16 protein-coding genes are annotated in these 17,085 nt (G+C 69.4%); all 16 read left to right on the forward strand.

The window, feature by feature from the left end:
• Positions 1-54: 54 nt before the first annotated feature.
• The 16 genes from BLS40_RS09030 to BLS40_RS09105 all read left to right on the forward strand — a co-directional run bounded on the left by BLS40_RS09030 (position 55) and on the right by BLS40_RS09105 (position 17,068).
• On the forward strand, positions 55-273 hold the full coding sequence (locus BLS40_RS09030) for a glutaredoxin family protein (protein ID WP_092152252.1): 219 nt from the start codon (positions 55-57) through the stop codon (positions 271-273).
• Positions 274-320: 47 nt separating this feature from the next.
• The gene (locus BLS40_RS09035) at positions 321-1,661 is read left to right on the forward strand and encodes a glutamyl-tRNA reductase (protein ID WP_092151436.1); all 1,341 of its coding nucleotides are present in this window, start codon (positions 321-323) and stop codon (positions 1,659-1,661) included.
• Positions 1,662-1,679: 18 nt separating this feature from the next.
• Positions 1,680-2,600, forward strand: a complete 921-nt coding sequence (gene hemC / locus BLS40_RS09040; protein ID WP_092151438.1) for a hydroxymethylbilane synthase — start codon at positions 1,680-1,682, stop codon at positions 2,598-2,600.
• Between the two features lie 143 nt (positions 2,601-2,743).
• Positions 2,744-4,450, forward strand: coding sequence for a bifunctional uroporphyrinogen-III C-methyltransferase/uroporphyrinogen-III synthase (locus tag BLS40_RS09045; protein WP_092151440.1), 1,707 nt, complete (start codon positions 2,744-2,746; stop codon positions 4,448-4,450).
• Positions 4,451-4,491: 41 nt separating this feature from the next.
• Positions 4,492-5,490: a porphobilinogen synthase gene (hemB, locus tag BLS40_RS09050; protein WP_407922406.1), complete on the forward strand. Its 999-nt coding sequence runs from the start codon at positions 4,492-4,494 to the stop codon at positions 5,488-5,490.
• Positions 5,487-5,975: a hypothetical protein gene (locus BLS40_RS09055; RefSeq protein ID WP_092151442.1), complete on the forward strand. Its 489-nt coding sequence runs from the start codon at positions 5,487-5,489 to the stop codon at positions 5,973-5,975. Before hemB ends, BLS40_RS09055 begins: the two co-directional genes overlap by 4 nt.
• Before the next feature lie 15 nt (positions 5,976-5,990).
• A complete protein-coding gene (locus BLS40_RS09060; RefSeq protein WP_092151443.1) occupies positions 5,991-6,449 on the forward strand; it encodes a hypothetical protein in 459 nt (152 codons plus the stop codon).
• A complete protein-coding gene (locus BLS40_RS09065; RefSeq protein ID WP_092151445.1) occupies positions 6,446-8,998 on the forward strand; it encodes a heavy metal translocating P-type ATPase in 2,553 nt (850 codons plus the stop codon). Before BLS40_RS09060 ends, BLS40_RS09065 begins: the two co-directional genes overlap by 4 nt.
• Before the next feature lie 11 nt (positions 8,999-9,009).
• Positions 9,010-10,059 (forward strand): uroporphyrinogen decarboxylase, encoded by a 1,050-nt coding sequence (gene hemE, locus BLS40_RS09070; RefSeq protein ID WP_092151447.1) that lies wholly within the window; start codon positions 9,010-9,012, stop codon positions 10,057-10,059.
• Positions 10,060-11,430: a protoporphyrinogen oxidase gene (locus BLS40_RS09075; RefSeq protein WP_092151449.1), complete on the forward strand. Its 1,371-nt coding sequence runs from the start codon at positions 10,060-10,062 to the stop codon at positions 11,428-11,430.
• Complete coding sequence (locus BLS40_RS09080; RefSeq protein WP_092151451.1) at positions 11,427-12,140, forward strand: DedA family protein; 714 nt, start codon at positions 11,427-11,429, stop codon at positions 12,138-12,140. The genes BLS40_RS09075 and BLS40_RS09080 overlap by 4 nt, the downstream gene beginning before the upstream one ends.
• Before the next feature lie 10 nt (positions 12,141-12,150).
• Entirely contained in the window at positions 12,151-13,485 is a 1,335-nt protein-coding gene (gene hemL, locus BLS40_RS09085) for a glutamate-1-semialdehyde 2,1-aminomutase (protein WP_092151452.1), read from the forward strand.
• Positions 13,482-14,090, forward strand: a complete 609-nt coding sequence (locus BLS40_RS09090) for a histidine phosphatase family protein (protein ID WP_006839371.1) — start codon at positions 13,482-13,484, stop codon at positions 14,088-14,090. Before hemL ends, BLS40_RS09090 begins: the two co-directional genes overlap by 4 nt.
• A 3-nt stretch (positions 14,091-14,093) precedes the next feature.
• Positions 14,094-14,651 carry a TlpA family protein disulfide reductase gene (locus tag BLS40_RS09095; protein WP_040422359.1) on the forward strand — a complete coding sequence of 186 codons (558 nt, stop codon included), beginning with the start codon at positions 14,094-14,096 and terminating at the stop codon, positions 14,649-14,651.
• Positions 14,652-15,431 carry a cytochrome c biogenesis CcdA family protein gene (locus BLS40_RS09100; RefSeq protein WP_092151454.1) on the forward strand — a complete coding sequence of 260 codons (780 nt, stop codon included), beginning with the start codon at positions 14,652-14,654 and terminating at the stop codon, positions 15,429-15,431.
• Entirely contained in the window at positions 15,431-17,068 is a 1,638-nt protein-coding gene (locus tag BLS40_RS09105) for a cytochrome c biogenesis protein ResB (protein ID WP_092151456.1), read from the forward strand. The genes BLS40_RS09100 and BLS40_RS09105 overlap by 1 nt, the downstream gene beginning before the upstream one ends.
• The last annotated feature ends 17 nt before the right edge of the window (positions 17,069-17,085 follow it).

Genomic DNA, 17,085 nt, shown 5'->3' on the forward strand with positions numbered 1-17,085 from the left:
AACAACCGTACCGCGTGAACGTCTGGAAGGAGCACCGTGAAAAACGTCGCGCTGATGGTCCGCTCAACGTGCGGTTCCTGCGATCGCGTGGCCCGCCAAATCCAGCCCGTCGTGTCCGCGGCGGGTGCGAGCCTCGAGCTTGTCGACGTCGACCGCGACCCCGAAATGGCCGCCGAGTACGGCGATCGCGTGCCCGTCGTCGTCATCGACGGCGAGGAGTTTGCCTGCTGGGAAGTCGACAACGACGACCTCGCCGCCGAGCTGGCGGACTAGTTGGGTTATCCTTTAGTTTGATTTCGAGCTTTTCGAAAGGGTTAAGCGTGAGTGTTCTCGTGGTAGGGATGTCGCATCGGTCGGCACCCGTCGCTCTGCTTGAGCGCCTGAGCATGGACGACTCCGTCCAAACCGAGACGACGACGGCCCTGGTCAACCAGCCTTCGTTGTCCGAGGCAATGATCATTTCCACGTGCAACCGCCTCGAGGTGTACGCGGTGACCAACTCCTTCCACTCGGGGGTGGAGGACGTGCTCGACGTGCTCGCGCAGACCTCCGGGCTGGAGGAGGCGGAGCTGCGCACCTACCTGTATGTGCGCTACGCCGACGCCGCGGCCGAACACATGATGACGGTCGCCTCCGGGCTCGACTCGATGGTGGTGGGCGAGCAGCAGATCATCGGCCAGGTGCGCTCCAGCTACCAGGACGCCGCGGAGAGGGGCACGGTGGGCCCAGGGCTGCACTCGCTGGCCCAGTCCGCTTTGCACACCGGCAAGCGCGTGCACACGGAGACCGATATTGATGACGCCGGCGCGTCCATGGTCACCCTCGCCCTGGATGAGGCGATGGACATCATGGGCATCGACACGTTTATCGGACGCACCGCGCTCGTCCTGGGCGCGGGCGCGATGGCCTCGCTGGCGGCCACCCACCTGGGCAAGCGGGGCATCGACAAGCTCATCATCGCCAACCGGACCCGCTCGCGCGCCGAGCGTCTCGCGGAGCACGCGCGGGAGGCGGGTGTGTCGGCCGAGGTGGTGGATTTCAACGCCCGCGCGGGGGCGCTGGCCCGCGTCGACATTGCCGTCTCCGCCACGGCCAGCGACGAGTTCACCATCACCCCCGACGACATTTCCGGTCCCGTCATGCTGGCGGACCTGTCCCTGCCGCGCGATATTGACGACGCCGTGGCGCAGCGCGAGGGCGTCCACCTGGTCAACATCGAATACCTCCACCAGCGCATGCGCGAGAGCGACAGCCAGGACTCGCGCTCCCGCGCGGCGGCCGAGGCGATCGTGGCGGAGGAAGTGAGCAACTTCAGCTCCCGGCAGCGCGTTCGTGAGGTGGGTCCGGCGGTGGCGCAGCTGCGCAAGGCGGCCGGGGACGTCATCGACGGGGAGCTCGCGCGGTTGCGCACCCGCGTGCCGGATCTCACCCAGGACGACTTCGAGCAGGTCACGCGCTCGGTGCGCAGGGTGGTGGACAAGATCCTGCACACCCCGACGGTGAAGATCAAGGAGCTGGCGGCAACGGCGGAGACGGTGAGCGTGGAGACCGCCATCGAAGAGCTCTTCGGGCTCGGCCGCAGCTCCGTGGCCATCGACGCCAAGCGGCTGCCGAAGCTCAGCGACATCAGCGACATCAGCGACATCAACGACGAGAGTTAGAAAGTTAAAGGACATCCCATGCTGCACATCGGAACCCGGGGCTCGAACCTCGCGACCACCCAGGCGGGTCACGTCCGCGACGCGATCATCGCCGGCGGGACCGAGGCGGAGCTGACGATCGTCACCACACCCGGCGATCTCTCCCAGGCGCCGGTGGAGCGCATCGGCATCGGCGTGTTCACCTCCGCGCTGCGCGACGCCCTGTTTACCGGCCAGGTGGACGTCGCGGTGCACTCCTTCAAAGATCTGCCCACCGCCGACGAGCCTCGCGCCCGCATCGTCGTGCCCGCCCGCGAGGACAACCGCGAGGCGCTGATCGCCCGCGACGGCATGGGGCTGGCCAACCTGCCGGAGGGCGCGCGCGTGGGCACCTCCGCTCCGCGCCGGGTCTCGCAGCTGAAGGCTCTGCGCCCGGATCTGGACATCCGCCCGTTGCGCGGCAACATCGAATCCCGCATGGGGCGGGTGGAAAGCGGTGAGCTCGACGCGATCGTGCTGGCGTACGCGGGGCTGGCGCGCGCCGGATATGGTGAGCGGGCCACCCAGCTGTTCAACCCCGTCGAGTTCATGCCCGCGCCCGCCCAGGGCGCCCTCGCCGTCGAGTGCCGCAGCGACGACGCCGGCACGGTGGCCGTGCTCGAATCGCTGATGGACAACACCGCGGCGCTGCAGGTCTCGGCCGAGCGCCACGTGCTGGCCACCCTCGAGGCGGGTTGCACCGCCCCCGTGGCGGCCCACGCCGAAGTCGCCGGCGGCCAGCTCACGCTGCGCGCCGGGGTGTTCGCCCTCGACGGCTCCCGCCAGCTTGTACAGTCCGGCTCCATAGAGGTGCCCGACGTCGACGACATCGCCTCCCGCGAGCGTGCGCGCGGCCTGGGTCGCGAACTCGCCGCCAAGCTTCTCGACGCCGGCGCCGCCGAACTCATGGCGAGCGAGTGATCCGCGGCCGGGTTTTTGTTTCCCGGCTCATTCACTTTAAGGTGTAACTACCATACGTCGAAATATCCCGGAGCATGCGGGGCCCCCAAGTCGTCGGCCCCGGCTGCCGGGATTCGCTTACGCCTTTGAGAGAAGAACCTTATATGACACTGCCCTCCACCACGCCCCAGCCGGGGAAGATCATCTTCGTCGGCGCAGGCCCGGGCAACCCAGATCTACTCACAATCCGCGCGCGTGAGGTGCTGGAATCGAATTCTATCGCCGTGGTCGACCCCGATGTCCTTCAGGGGGTGCGTGCCGTCGTCGCGTCCGCGCTCCCCGTCCCGCAGGCGAAACTCAAGGCCGCGGACGAGGAGTACGAGCGGATGTGTGCCGCGGCGCGCGAGGCTGGCGCCCGCCGCAAGCCTCCGCGGCCGGCGGACCTGACCGCCGCCGAAATTGAGGAGGTCGGGATGGTCGGCGCCGGCATCGTCGACATCCTCAAAGACGGGCTTGCGCGCGCCGCCGCCTCCATCGAGCGCGGCGAGGCCGGCGACGGCGACGTTGTCCGTCTCGTGGCAGGAAACCCCCTGACACGCGACGCGGTGAAGGAAGAGATCTCCGCGGTGGCCGCCGCGGGGCTGGAGTTCCAGGTGGTGCCGGGCATGTCCCTGCCGTCCACCGTGCCCTCGTTCGCGGGCATCGCGCTCGGGTCCACCTACACCGAGGCCGACCTGTCCAACGAGCCCGTCGACTGGGACCAGCTCGCCGCCGCGCCGCAGCCGCTGGTGCTGCAGGCCCGCGACGAGCACCTGCCGGTCATCTCCGCCGAGCTGATCGAGCGCGGTTTTTCCCCGGCGACGTCTCTGACGGTGACTACCAACGGCACCACCCGGCTACAGCGCACGTTCGACGCCACGCTGGAGACCGTCGGCAAGATCGACGCCGACTTGGACGGCAACCTGGTGGTCACCATCGGCACCGCGGTGGATGACCGCACGAAGTACTCGTGGTGGGAAAACCGCCCGCTGTACGGCTGGCGGGTTCTCGTACCGCGCGCAAAGGAGCAGGCGGGCCCGATGAACGCCCGGCTGTCCTCCTACGGGGCGATCCCGCAGTCGGTGCCGACCATTTCCATGGAGCCGCCGCGCAACCCGGCGCAGATGGACCGCGCGATCAAGGGCATCGTGGAGGGCCGCTACCAGTGGATCGTGTTCACCTCCACCAACGCGGTCGACGCCGTCTGGGACAAATTCGAGGAGCTGGGCCTGGACGCGCGCTCGTTCGCCGGGGTCCACCTGGCCGCCGTCGGCGGGAAGACGGCCGACGCCCTGCGCGCCCGGGGCATGATGCCCGAGCTCGTCCCGCACCGCACGAAGCAAAACGCGCACGGCTTGGTCGAGGTCTTCCCCGAGTACGTCGAGGATATCGACCCGGTCTCCCGCGTGCTGCTGCCGCGCGCCGACTTGGGCACGGACGTGCTGGTCGACGGCCTCGTCGACCTCGGCTGGGAGGTGGACGACGTCGTGGCCTACCGCACCGTCCGCGCCGCGCCGCCGCCGCTCGAGGTGCGCGACATGATCAAGTCGGGCGGTTTCGACGCGGTGTGCTTCACCTCGGCGTCCACGGTGAAAAACCTGGTGGGCATCGCGGGCAAGCCGCACCCGCGCACCATCATCGCGGCGATCGGGCCGATGGCCGCCGCCGAGGCCCGCGAGCAGGGGCTTCGTGTCGACGTCGTGCCCGAGGTCGCCGACGTCCCCTCGCTCGTCGACGCCCTGGCCGAGCACGTCGCCGGCTTGCGCGCCGCCGGGCAGCTGCCGCCGCCGCGCAAGAAGCGGCGCGTGCGCCGCAAGGCCGCCGGGGAGTAGGGCGACCGGCGGTGTCTGTTCGACCCTCTAGACTGGGCAACGTGTCTGCTCATGAAATTATCCGTCGCCCGCGTCGTCTCCGCTCCACCCCCGCCATGCGGGAGCTGGTGGCGCAGACGCGCGTGGCGCCCAGTGACCTGATTTATCCGATGTTCTACGCCGACGGGTTGACCGAGAAGCGCGAGATTTCCTCGATGCCGGGCCAGTACCAGCACACGCTCGACTCGCTCAAGGCCGCCGCGCACGAGGCCCTCGCGGCGGGGGTGCGCTGCGTCGACCTGTTCGGCGTGCCCCTGGACTCCGACAAGGACGCGACCGGTTCCGTCGCGTGGGCCGAGGACGGGGTGCTCAACCGCGGGATCCGTGCTCTGCGCGAGGAGTTCGGCGACGACCTCGTCATCATGGCCGACACCTGCTTGGACGAGTTCACCGACCACGGGCACTGCGGTGTCCTGGGGGAAGACAAGCAGGGCTCGCAGGTGGTGCTCAACGACGCCACCCTCGAGTGCTACACCCGCATGGCCGTGGCCCAGGCCCGCGCCGGCGCCCACATGGTCAGCCCCTCGGGCATGATGGACGGCCAGGTCGCCGCGATCCGCCAGGCGCTCGACGCCGAGGGCTACACCGGCGTGTCCATCATGGCGTACTCGGCGAAGTACGCCTCGGCCTTCTTCGGGCCCTTCCGCGAGGCGGTGGGGTCGTCGCTACGCGGCGACCGGAGGACCTACCAGCAGGACCCGGCGAACCAGCGCGAGTCCCTGCTCGAGGCCGAGCTCGATATCGCCGAGGGCGCGGATTTCGTCATGGTCAAGCCCGCGATGGCGTACCTGGACGTGGTCTCCGAGATCGCGAAGTTCTCGCCCGTGCCCGTCGCCGCGTACCAAGTGTCGGGCGAGTACGCGATGATCCAGGCCGCCGGCCGCAACGGCTGGGTGGACTCGGAGGCGACCATGCTCGAGTCCCTGACATCCATCAAGCGCGCCGGGGCGGACCAGATTCTCACCTATTTCGCCGTCGACGCCGCGAGGATCCTGCGATGAAGCTCTCCAGCACGACGCGCTACCTCGTCGGCGCGTGGGCGGTGATGGTTGCCGGCGAGCTCGTCTACCAGGTGCTCAACGCGATCGGCCTGGTCATCGAGCCCGCCGCGCTCAAGCAGGCGGCCCGCGAGGCCGCGAAGGCCCGGGGCGAGGACGTCTCCGAGGCGCTGATCACGGTGAGCACCTACACCTCGATCGTGATGATGTCTCTGTTCCAGCTGCTCATCATCGTCCTGCTGGCGTTCGCCCTGCACGCCGTGGCGCACCGGCAGAAGTGGGCGGATACCGCGCGCCGTTTGCTCAGCGTGTTCGCCATCTACTTCGCCATCCGCGCCGTACTGGTCGTGCTCGCCCCCGCCGCCGTGGCGGGGGCCAACCAGCTGCCGGTCGCGTTCGCGGCGGTGACGGGCGCGATGCAGATCATTGTCGGGGTGGCCGGCGTGTGCGGGCTGGTCTACGCGACGCGGAGCACGAAGGACAGGTAGGGCACTGTGGCAGGCATGTTCCCCACGATGGTGGGAGATTCCGATGACCCGAACCGCCGCTACACGGCGTACACGGGCGGCGCGTGGCCACGCGACCTCCGCGTCTCCTACTGGCTGTGCATGGGCGGCGCGCTGCTCATGCTGGTCACCGGCATGATGCTCCTGTCCGCCGGCGCCCCGGAGGGGGCCGATGAGGAGTTCCGCGCCGTGTTTACGCGCAACATGTGCGTCACGGCGGTGGCCAACCTCGTGCTCGCGCTGTGCCTCACTGCCACGGCGGCGCAGTTCCCCAAAGGCGTCACGGGCGCGCGCCCGTGGGCCAGCGCGTTCATCGCCGCGGCGATTTTCGTCAACCTGGTGGCGTTTGTCATCCAGGTCGCGTCGTGGGCGTCGTTTAGCATCGTGGTGGTGCTGACATTCGCCGTGTTCTTCATGTTCCGGCCCGCGGCGAACCAATTCGTGGAGGGGCAGTGAAAGACCAGCTGGCGGAGTCGATCGCCGAGGCGCGACAGGCCGCGATCTCGGCCGGGTTCGACCCCGATACCCCGCACGAGGTGGGTGACGAGGCGGAGAACACGCCGCTGTCCTCGTACGCCTTCGAGCTGCGCGGGATCGAGGACGCGCCCCAGCTGCGCGGCATCGAGGAGGCGCTCGAGCGTATCGACGGCGTCTCGGCGCGCCTCGTCTACCCCACGGCGACGGCGTGGGTCACCGCGCCGGAGACGATGGATCCGGCGCGCATCACCGCCGTGATCGCCGAGTTCGGGGTGCAGGCGGAGATGTCGGATTCCACGCTGCGCCGCCGCGCGGTGGGGCGCCGCTCGGCGGAGCACCCGTTGCCGCGCCGGGGCACCCGCGGGATGACGGGCAGGATGCGCCGCATGCGCAAGGACGAGCAGCGTTCGTTGAGTGAGAAGCGTGCGGCGGGCTTCATGCGCGGCGATTTCGGCCGCGCCCAGACGCAGTCGGATGTGCTGTTTACGGCCCGCGACCTGGTCACCCCGCTGCGGATGTGGGTGGCGGTGCTGCTCACCCTTCCTGTGCTCGCGATGAGCTACTTCACCGAGCTCCAGTTCGCCGGCTGGCAGTGGGTGTGCCTGGCGCTGGCCACCCCTGTGGCGCTGTGGTGCGCCTGGCCGTTCCACCGCGCGATGGCCGGCGGCGTTCGCCGGGGCATGTCGGCGCTGGACGGCGCGAGCTCGATCGCGGTGCTGGCGTCGTATGCCTGGGCGCTCGGCGCGCTGGTGTTCACCCGCGCGGGTGAGATCGGGTGGACGTCGAGCGGGCAGTGGCTGCCGTTTCGCCGCGGCGACGGAATCGAGCTCTTCCTCGACGTCGCGTGCGGGGTGACCGCCCTGCTGCTCGCCGGCCGGTACAACGCCATCCGCGTGCGCTCCTACCTCTTAGAGGACATGGAGCAGCGCCGCCCCGATCCGAACCGCGAGTTCACGGTCAGCCGCCGCGGAAGAACCTCGGGCACGGTCGAGGAGGTGCTTCCGGCGTCCGAGCTCAACCGCGGCGACGACGTCGTGCTGCACCCGGGCGACATCGTCCCCGTCGACGGCTCCGTCATCGGCGGGTCGTGCCGGCTGCGCCGTCCGCTTATCGACGCCCGCGAGCCCCTCGAGGCCAAGGTCGGTTCCCGCCTGTACTCCGGCGACGTCGTCGAGTCCGGCAGCGTGAAGGTGCGGGTGGCCCGCACGGGTCACGCGACGCGCTGGGCGGCGGTGCACAAGTGGGTGGAGGAGGCCTCCAAGAGGGAGAACCTGGCGACGATACTGTCCACCCGCTCGGCGGGGCTGCTGATCCCGGCGGCGTACTTCATCGCGGGCGCGGATTTCCTCGTCTGGCTCCTCATCACCGGGGACGTGACCAAGGCGTTCTCGACGGCGCTGGCGATTCTGACGGTGGTGGCGCCGGTGGCGCTGGCGATCTCGCCGGCCCTGGCGCTGCGCCTCGGCATCGAGTCGGCGGCCCGCAACGGCATCCTGCTGCGCGACGGCAGCACGTTCCGCGTCCTCGAGACAACCGACACGGCGGTGTTCAACCGGGTGGGCACGCTGGTGAAGCCGGAGATGTACGTGGAGACGGTGACCGCGGAACGCGGCGAGGACCCGGACATCGTCCTGCGGGTCGCGGCCGTTTTGGCGCTCGAATCGGACAGCCCGATGGCGCGCGCCCTGGTCAAGGCCGCCCGCGAGTCCCGCGACACCCGTTCCAAGGACGAGACGATGCCCACCTGGATGGAGCTGAGCAACGAGGTCGACAGCGCCGACGGCGAGTTCTCCGGCCGGCTCACCCTGACGTTTGAGGGCGCCGACGGGGAGGAGCGGGTGGAGGTCATCGAGGCCTCGCTGTGGCGCCCGACGGATCTTTCCCAGCTGCGCGGCCGGCTGTCGGTGGCGGCCACCAGCGGGGGGACCCCGGTCGTCGTGCGTTACCGGGGCAAGGACCGCGGCGTGATCACGTTCTACGACCCGGCGAAGGACGACGCCATCGAGGCGGTCGAGCGGCTCGAGGACATGGGGGTGGAGACGGTCCTGATCACCCGCGACACCTACCCCGTGGCGCGCCGGTTCGCGGACTTTTTGGGCGTGTCCAACGTCCTAGCCGGCGTGTCCGCGGCGGACAAGCCGGGCGCGGTGCGTGCGCTGCACGCTCAGGGGGCGACGGTGGCGATGGTGGGCGACCACACGATGATGAACGTGTTGCACGTGGCCGACGTGGGCATCCTCTACGCGAGCGACAAGTCGATTGCGACCCGCCTGAACAAGGTCGACGACAACGCCGAGGTCGTGCTCCTGCGCGAGGACGTCATGGCTGTGCCGCAGCTGATGGTGCTGGCGCGCCGGGTGTGCCGCATCATCGACTCCAACATGGTCTTCGCGTGGGCCTACAACATCACGGCGATCGCGCTGGCCGTCGCCGGCCTGCTGCCCCCGATGGGCGCGACGCTGCTCATGCTGGGCAGCACGCTCATCATTGAGGCACGCTCGGCCGGGGCGCGCCGCTTCCCGCTGTAGACTCCACCGATATGAGCAGACGCGAGCTTTCCCACGCCCCCATCATCGACGCCGCCTTCGGGCGCACGCCGACGCGCACCCCGGTGTGGTTCATGCGCCAGGCGGGCCGCTCGCTGCCGGAGTACCGGGAGGTGCGCCAGGGAATCGCCATGCTCGACTCCTGCTTCATGCCGGAGCTGCTCGCGGAGATCACGCTGCAGCCGGTGCGCCGCCACGACGTCGACGCCGCGATTTTGTTTTCCGACATCGTCGTCCCGCTCAAAGCCGCGGGCGTGGACGTGGAGATCGTCCCGGGCCGCGGCCCCGTGATGGGGGAGGCGGTGCGCAGCCGGGCGGACGTCGACAAGCTGCCCGTGCTCGACGGCGACGTCGAGGAGGTCGCCGACGGCATCCGCATCATCGTGGGGGAGCTCACCGACGCCCAGGCGCTCATCGGGTTTGTGGGGGCGCCGTTCACGCTGGCCAGCTACCTGATTGAGGGCGGGCCGTCGAAGAACCACGAGAAGACGAAGGCGATGATGCACGCCGAGCCACACACGTGGCACGCGCTGATGGAGAAGCTGGTGCCCACCATCGTGGCGTTCCTGCGCACGCAGGTCGACGCGGGCATCGACGCGATGCAGCTGTTCGACTCCTGGGCGGGTTTTCTCACTGAAGCCGACTACCGCGAGTACGTGCTTCCGTATTCCACGGAGATTCTGCGCGCGGTCGAGGGCGAGATCCCGCGCATCCACTTCGGCGTGGCCACCGGCGAGCTGCTGGGCGCGATGTCGGAGGCGGGCAGCGAGGTGATGGGCGTGGATTGGCGCGTGCCGCTCGACGCCGCCGCGACGCGTTTCGCCTCCCCGCGCGTGCTGCAAGGCAACCTGGACCCGGCCATCCTGTTCGCCGGCACCGAGGTCGTGCGCGGCGAGGCGGCCCGCATCAAGGCGGAGGCGGCGCGAGCGATCGCGGCCGGCGACGCCACCGGCCACATTTTCAACCTGGGCCACGGGGTGCTGCCCACCACGGACGCCGCCGCGATCACCGAGGCCGTGGCGATCATCCACGAGGAGGACTAGATGCGTATCGCGATTGTCGGAGCCGGCCTGGCGGGTCTGACCGCGGCCTACGAGCTGCGGGACCACACGGTCGACGTCTACGAGGCCACCGACCGCATCGGCGGCAAGCTGCACACCGTCGCGTTCGAGGCCGGCCCCACGGACATGGGCGCGGAGGCGTTTTTGGCGCGGCGCGCGGACGCCGTGGAGTTTGTCACGTCGCTGGGTCTCGCCGGCTCGCTGGTTCAGCCCTCCGGCCTCGGCTCCTTGGTCTTCACCGGCGGCGAGGCCAGGCCGCTGCCCCGCGGCGGGGTGATGGGCATTCCGTCGTCATCCGAGCCGGTCAAGCACCTGGTCTCCGCCGCAACGGCCGCGCGTATCGACGCCGAGTCCGACGCGCCCGGCTTCCAGTGGGACACGTCGGGTGACGTCAGCGTCGGCGAGCTCGTGCGCCAGCGCTACGGCGACGAGGTGGTGGACCGCGTCGTCTCCGCGCTGCTCGGCGGCGTGTACTCCTGCACCGCCGACGACCTCGGGGTGCGCGCCACGGTGCCGCAGCTCGCCGCCGAGCTCGACCGGCTTTCCGCCGCGGGCCCGGTGCATCTGTCGGAGGCGGTGCGCAACCTGGAGGCGTCCCGCGCCGAGCTGCCCAGCGGCCAGGGACCGGTGTTCACCACGTTCCGCGAGGGCTACCAGGAGCTCTACGAGGCGCTCGCGGAGAAAAGCGGCGCCGACATCTACGTCGACGCGTTCATTTCCGGCATCGTCCGCGACGGCGGGGGTTTCCGGCTCGCAGGGGGGGAGGACGTGGTGTACGACCGCGTGATCGTCGCCACGCCGGCCCCGACCGCCGCCCTGCTGCTCAAGGGCGTGGCGCCCGAGGCGTCCGCCCGTCTGTCCACCGTCAAGCTCGCCAACTCCGTGGTGGTGGGGATGCGCTTTGCCTCAAGTGACGGACTGCCCGAGAACTCCGGCGTGCTCGTCGCCGCGGACGAGGAGGGGCTCACCGCCAAGGCGTTCACCTTCTCCTCGCGGAAGTGGCCGCACCTGGCCGAGCGCGGCGGGGCGCTCGTGCGCGCGAGCTTCGGGCGCTTCGGCGACGACATCGCGTTGCGCGCCACCGAGGACGAGCTTGTCGACGCCGCCCTCGACGACCTCGCCACCATCACCGGCTTCGACGGCCGCGCCGCCGGCCTGGAGGAGATCTACGTGCAGCGCTGGCTCGGCGGGCTGCCCCGGTTCGACCCCGCCCACCTCGCCACCTTGGCCGCCGTTGATGAGCAGCTCGAGGCGACTCCGGGCATCGTGGCCACCGGCGCGTGGGCGGGCGGTGTCGGAGTGCCCAGCGTGATCGCCCACGCCCGCGCCGCCGCCACGAAGGCGGTCTCGTGACGGAGCAGCAGGAGGCGCGGCAGCCCGAGAAGGAGTGGTGGGAGGAGGACGGCCTGCCGTGGAACTCCAAGCCCACACGCGCGGACTACTGGTGCCTCGGCTGGTTCGCCTTCGTCGGGGTCTTCGGGCTGGCCATGATCCCGCTGCGCGCCTGGCTGCTCGGCCTCGACCCGCCGGTGATGCTGGCGCTGACGGGGTCGCGCATCGGCGCGGCGTCGACAGGCGCCCTGGCGTCTGTCGGCCAGGCCGACAACTGGCTGCTCTACCTGCTCATCGGCTCCGTGGTGGCCATTAAGTTCGACTGGATCTACTGGTGGGCCGGCAAGCTCTGGGGCCGCGGCATCCTGGAGGTGCAGGCGGGCCAGTCGAAGCGCGCGGCCCGCAACATCGCGCGCGTGGAGCGCTGGGCGGTTAAGCTCGGCTGGCTGGGGATCTTCCTGGCCTACCTGCCCATTCCGCTGCCGCTCGCGTTCGTGGTGTTCGTGCTGGCGGGCATGACGGGGATGCCGCTGTGGAAGTTCATGGTGCTCAACTTCGTGGCCAAGACGATCTGGTCTTTCCTCTACTTCGCGCTCGGCTGGGAGATCGGCGAGCCGGTCGTGTTCGTGCTCGAGCAGTACGCCCGGGTGGCCAACTGGATCGCGATCGCGCTCGTCGCGGTCATCATGTTCACCGCCTTCAGGAACCAGAGCAAAAAGCAGGTGCCCTAGACTGGAGCGCATGACTGCGCACATTCCGACACCCACGTCCGCCAACACCGCGCGCTCGGCCGAGCTGTTCCAGCGCGCACAGCACGTCACCCCGGGCGGTGTGAACTCGCCCGTGCGCGCCTTCGGCTCGGTGGGGGGCCAGGCCCGCTTCATCGCGAAAGCCCGCGGCAGCCAGCTTATCGACGTCGACGGCAACGCCTACGTGGACCTCATCGACTCCTGGGGCCCCATGCTCCACGGCAACGCGCGGCCGGAGATTGTCGAGGCCGTAAAGGAGGCGCTTGCCGACGGCCTCTCGTTCGGCGCCCCGACCCAGGCCGAGGTGGAGATCGCGGAGATGATTGTGGAGCGCACCTCCGTGGACGAGGTCCGCATGGTCAACTCCGGCACGGAGGCGACCATGTCGGCGGTGCGTCTCGCGCGCGGCTTCACGGGCCGGCCGAAGATTGTGAAGTTCGACGGCTGCTACCACGGCCACGTCGACGCACTTCTCGCCTCCGCGGGCTCAGGCTTGGCCACGTTCTCCCTGCCCGACTCTCCTGGCGTGACCGGCGCGCAGGCCGCCGACACCATCGTGGTGCCCTACAACGACCTCGAGGCGGTGCGGCAGGCGTTCGCCGACAACCCCGGCGAGATCGCCGCTGTGATCACCGAGGCGGCCGCCGGCAACATGGGCACGGTCGCCCCGCGCGAGGGCTTTAACGCGGCGCTCAAAGAGATCGCCCACGACAACGGCGCACTGCTTATCATCGACGAGGTGATGACGGGCTTCCGCACCTCCTACTCAGGCTGGTACGGCGTGGACGGCGTGGCGGGGGACCTGACCACCTTCGGCAAGGTCATCTCCGGCGGCCTGCCGGCGGCGGCGTTCGGCGGGCGCCGGGACATCATGGAGAAGCTCGCGCCGGGCGGCCCCGTCTACCAGGCCGGCACGCTCAGCGGAAACCCGGTGGCGATGGCGGCCGGGATGGCGTCGCTGCGCCTCGCCAGCGAGGACATCTACCCGGTGCTGCTGCGCAACGCCGACACGCTCGAGCATCTCATCCACACCGCGCTTGAGCGCGAGGGCGTCGCCCACCATGTGCAGCGGGCGTCGACAATGCTCTCGATCCGCTTCGCCGACGGCGAGGGCACCAACTTCGACGAGATGAAGGCCGCCGACACATTCCGCTACCCGGCGTTCTTCCACGCGCTGCTGGACAACGGCGTCTACGCTCCGCCGAGCCCGTTCGAGACGTGGTTCGTGTCCACGGCGCTCACGGCCGACGACTTCGGGCGCATCGAGCGCGCCCTCGCCGTGGCCGCGAAGGCCGCGGCGCAGGCCACCGCCGGGGCCGCCTCATGAGCGGTCCGCGCACCGTCGTCCACCTCGTGCGCCACGGCGAGGTGTACAACCCGATGAGGCTTCTGTACGGGCGCATGCCGGGCTTCCACTTAAGCGCCCGCGGCCGCTCGATGGCGGCGGTGACCGCGCGTTTCTTCGAGGGCCGCGACGTCACCTACCTGGCGTCGAGCCCGCTCGAGCGCGCCCGGGAGACGGCCGCGCCGATCGCGCAGGTCACGGGCTGCGAGGTGGACACGATCGAGGATGTCATCGAGTCCTCCAACACGTTCGAGGGGCTGCGCACCAAGGGGCCGCGCTCCCAGCTGTGGTACCCGCCGCGCTGGAGGCACTTGACCAACCCGCTGCGTCCCAGCTGGGGCGAGCCGTACGAGGATATCCTGGCGCGCATGCTCCGGGGGGTGGAGCACGCGCGGGCGACAGCGGAGGGCCACGAGGCGGTGGTGGTCAGCCACCAGCTGCCGATTGTCACCGTGCAGCGCCATGTGCAGGGCAAACCGTTGCCGCACATCAGGCGCGAGTGCGACCTGGCGAGCGTGACCTCGCTTGTGTTTGACGGCCCGGATGTTGTTGACTGGTCGTACAACCGACCAGCGAAGGATGTCTAGATGCTGAAGCGACTCGCCGCGCCGTGTGCCGCGGTACTGCTGATCGCAGGCTGCTCCGCCCCCGACGACGGCGCGACGTTCTCGTTCCACTCGCCCGGCGGCCAGGTGGAGATCTTCTACGACGAGGCAGACCGCGCACCCCTGCCGGACTTCGGCGGGGAATCCCTCATGCAGCCGGGGGAGCAGATCAACCTCACGGACTACGACGGCCAGATCGTCGTGCTCAACGCATGGGGGCAGTGGTGCGCGCCGTGCCGCGCCGAGGTCGACGACCTGCAGGAGGTCCACGAGGCACTCGGAGGCGACGGCACCGTGCTGGGTATCAACGTGCGCGACTACAACCCCGACATCGCCCGCGACTTCGTCATCGACAACGGGGTGACCTACCCGTCGATCTACGACCCGCCTTTTAAAACGGCCGTCAACCTCGGCGGCGTCCCCAGCTCCGTGATCCCGACGACCGTGGTCTTGGACAGGCAGCACCGCCCCGCGGCCGTGTTCCTCCGCGAGGTCAGCGCCGGCGACATCCTGGCCGTGACCGACGAGCTCAAGGGAGAGTAGATGGGCGAGGTGTTCTCCGACATCGTGATGACGGGACCGCTCGTCGTCGGGATCCTGGCGGCCGCGCTCGCCGGGCTGGTCTCGTTCGCGTCCCCGTGCGTGATCCCCCTCGTGCCGGGCTACCTGTCGTATCTCTCGGGCGTTGTCGGCGGCGAGATGGAGTACAGGGAGCAGGGACCGAGGGTGGTGTCGAAGAGGTGGGCGGTCGCCGGCGCGGCGGGCCTGTTCATCCTCGGGTTCACGATGGTGTTCCTGCTGGCCACGGTCTCGGTGTTCGGGGCGATCAGCCTGATCGCGCTGAACGCGGACACCCTGATGCGCGCCGGCGGGGTGGTCACCATCGTGATGGGCCTGGTGTTCATCGGCGCCGTGCCGCTGCTGCAGCGCGACACCCGCATGGCGCCGAAGAAGTGGACGACGATCGTGGGCGCGCCGCTGCTCGGCGGGGTGTTCGCGCTGGGGTGGACGCCGTGCCTGGGGCCGACGCTGGCCGCGATTATCTCGGTGTCGGTGGGCACCGAGGGGTTGACGGCGGCGCGCGGGGTGTTCCTCGTCATCGCGTACTGCCTAGGCCTGGGCTTGCCGTTCCTGCTCATGGCCTTCGGCTCCGCCTGGGCGGTTGCGGGCGTGGACTTTCTGCGCCGCCACTCGCGCACCATCCAGATCCTCGGCGGGGTGCTCATGATTCTCGTCGGGCTCATGCTTGTCACCGGCGCGTGGAACCACTTCATCGCGTGGTCGCGCCAACTCGTTGTCGGATACGGAGCGACCATCATCTAATGAGGACAGTTACTACCTGGCTGCGCGCGACGTGGCACTGGCTGACCAGCATGCGCACCGCGCTGGTGCTGCTGTTCATGCTCGCGCTGGCCGCGATTCCGGGCGCGTTGCTCCCGCAGCGCACCGTCAGCGCCTCCCTGGTCAACGACTTCATCGAGGCCAACCCCACGATGGGGCCGATCTACGACCGGCTGCAGTTGTTCAACGTCTTTGGTTCCACGTGGTTCATCGCGATTGTGACGCTTTTGATGATCTCGCTGGTGGGCTGCATCATCCCGCGCACGATGGAGCACTGGCGCGCCTACCGGGCTACCCCCGCGCGGGCCCCCAAGTTCCTGCACCGGATGCCCCTGCACGCTCAAGGGAGCGTCGATAAGCCGCTTGCCGACGTCGAAAGCGACATCGCCCGAATCCTGTCGCGCTGGCACACCGCGACGTACACGCCGGAGCAGGACCGAGCCGGTGTGTTGTCCATTTCGGCGGAGAAGGGGTACACCCGCGAGCTGATGAACCTGCTCTTCCACATCGGGCTGGTGGGCATGATCATCGCGTTCACGGCCGGCCGCATGGTCTTCTACGAGGGCCAGGTCATCGTGGTCACGAACTCGGCCTCCGAGTACGCCGTGCCCGTGGAGCAGTCGCGCGAGTTCTGCAACACCTCGCCGGCGAACTTCGACGTCTTCCGCGCCGGCCCGCTTTTCGACGGCACAGGGCTCACGCCTTTCTGCTTCGAAGCGCACAACTTCACCGCGGACTACCTGGGCAACGGCCAGGCCAATGGCTTCGCCTCCGATATCTCGTACACGACCGACCTGACGGCCGACAGGGCCGAGTGGAACGACTACACCCTGCGGGTCAACCACCCGCTGCGCATCAACGGCGACCGCGTGTACATGCAGGGCCACGGTTTCGCCCCCCAGGTTACGGTGACGTGGCCGGACGGGGAGTCGCGCACCCAGATGATCCAGTTCCGCCCGACCGATCTGCAGAACTTCCTATCCGACGGCGTGATGCGTTTCGACCCGCCGGCCGGCATGTACCCCGATCTGACCGAGCGCCGCGAGAACCAGATCGCCATCGAGGGCGTGTTCGCGCCGACCGCGCGGTGGATTGGCCCGAACGGCGACCAGCTGCAGTCGTCGTTCCCGGCGATGGAGAACCCGGCGATGGCCGTGGACATCTACTTAGGCGACGCGGGATTAGACACCGGCCGCCCGCAAAACATCTTCGTGCTCGACCAGTCGCTCATTGCCGACGGCCGCCTGCAGAAGGTCGACCGCGTCAACCTGACGCCGGGCGAGGAGGTCACCATCGACGGCGGCATCACCGTGCGTTTCGACGGCGCCGCCGAGTACGCCAACTACCAGATCTCCCGCGACCCCACCCAGATGTGGGCGCTGGTGACAACCGTCGTGATGCTCGGCGCGCTCATCGGTTCCGTGACCATCAAGCGCCGCCGCATGTGGGTGCGCCTGGCGCCGGACGACGCGGGCGGGACCCACGTGGAGCTGGCGGGCCTGGCACGCACCGACCGCGCCGGGTGGGGAGCGGAGTTCCACGAGATCGCCGACAAGGTTCTGGGCCGCGCGCCCGAAGAACCGGACGGCGAGGAATTTGAGATCGACGACCTTGGATAAGCCCGCCGCCGTGCGGT

Source organism: Corynebacterium mycetoides (assembly GCF_900103625.1).
Classification (GTDB): Bacteria; Actinomycetota; Actinomycetes; order Mycobacteriales; family Mycobacteriaceae; genus Corynebacterium; species Corynebacterium mycetoides.

Coding starts and splice junctions, on each gene's coding strand:
- BLS40_RS09030 (WP_092152252.1), top strand. CDS start 55: ATGGTCCGCTCAACGTGCGGTTCCTGCGATCGCGTGGCCCGCCAAATC.
- hemC (WP_092151438.1), top strand. CDS start 1,680: ATGCTGCACATCGGAACCCGGGGCTCGAACCTCGCGACCACCCAGGCG.
- BLS40_RS09045 (WP_092151440.1), top strand. CDS start 2,744: ATGACACTGCCCTCCACCACGCCCCAGCCGGGGAAGATCATCTTCGTC.
- BLS40_RS09055 (WP_092151442.1), top strand. CDS start 5,487: ATGAAGCTCTCCAGCACGACGCGCTACCTCGTCGGCGCGTGGGCGGTG.
- BLS40_RS09060 (WP_092151443.1), top strand. CDS start 5,991: ATGTTCCCCACGATGGTGGGAGATTCCGATGACCCGAACCGCCGCTAC.
- hemE (WP_092151447.1), top strand. CDS start 9,010: ATGAGCAGACGCGAGCTTTCCCACGCCCCCATCATCGACGCCGCCTTC.
- BLS40_RS09075 (WP_092151449.1), top strand. CDS start 10,060: ATGCGTATCGCGATTGTCGGAGCCGGCCTGGCGGGTCTGACCGCGGCC.
- hemL (WP_092151452.1), top strand. CDS start 12,151: ATGACTGCGCACATTCCGACACCCACGTCCGCCAACACCGCGCGCTCG.
- BLS40_RS09090 (WP_006839371.1), top strand. CDS start 13,482: ATGAGCGGTCCGCGCACCGTCGTCCACCTCGTGCGCCACGGCGAGGTG.
- BLS40_RS09100 (WP_092151454.1), top strand. CDS start 14,652: ATGGGCGAGGTGTTCTCCGACATCGTGATGACGGGACCGCTCGTCGTC.
- BLS40_RS09105 (WP_092151456.1), top strand. CDS start 15,431: ATGAGGACAGTTACTACCTGGCTGCGCGCGACGTGGCACTGGCTGACC.